The sequence below is a fragment of the Geobacillus sp. B4113_201601 genome, from assembly GCF_001587475.1.
Lineage (GTDB): Bacteria > Bacillota > Bacilli > Bacillales > Anoxybacillaceae > Geobacillus > Geobacillus icigianus.
The window spans coordinates 1-674 of record NZ_LQYX01000063.1 but is presented as its reverse complement, the minus strand read 5'-3'; the positions used below and the strand labels follow the sequence as shown (position 1 = coordinate 674).

Below are 674 nucleotides of genomic sequence, written 5' to 3'. Positions count from 1 at the left end.
CATTTTTTTGCACATTTCTTCAGAAAGCCCTCTCCCCTTTTCTGAAGGAATGTGCTAATTTTTTTGTGAATTGTTTCGGACGAAGATTGCCATTCGTTTCAAGGGGGGAGGAAGTGTGATCCAGTTTCACGACTTTGGCATTGACATTCAAACGTATACGGATCGTGGGAAAGAGAACGATTTTCCTGATGTAAACCAATGTCCCCACGGTCTATCCCGCCGCCCCTTGCACCGTCACGGGTATTACCAACGCTATGCGTTGACGGCAGAGGGGGAGTATCGCCTTTGGATCGCGCGGTACGCTCGCGAGAATGCCGCAAAACCGTGAGTGTGCTGCCTTCGTTCCTCCTCCCGTATGTTCAATATACCCTATCCGTCATCTGGCAAGCGGTCAAAGCATGGCTCGAAACGCCAAGACGAGGAGCGAAGACCAAACAGGTTGGTTTTCCCACCAAGGGGGTCATTTTGTTTTATGTCCGACGATTTTTCCGGAATCTCCCCCGCTTGCATCACGTGGCGGCGAGGAGATGGAGGATCATCGGCCCTGTGGGGAACGCAAGAACCGAACGGGCGGTCTGGTGGATGCAGATCTTGGAGGGACGGGGGGTGGGCTCGATCATCCAAGACCTGTGGGCCAACGAGAGATGGCATCTGTTTGCAGATTAAACCGTTTC

General features: G+C 52.5%; 1 pseudogene. It reads left to right on the top strand.

The features are described from left to right. The first annotated feature begins 115 nt into the window (after positions 1–115). Positions 116–666 (top strand): annotated as a pseudogene (locus B4113_RS08110) (DUF6431 domain-containing protein). Positions 667–674 lie beyond the last annotated feature (8 nt).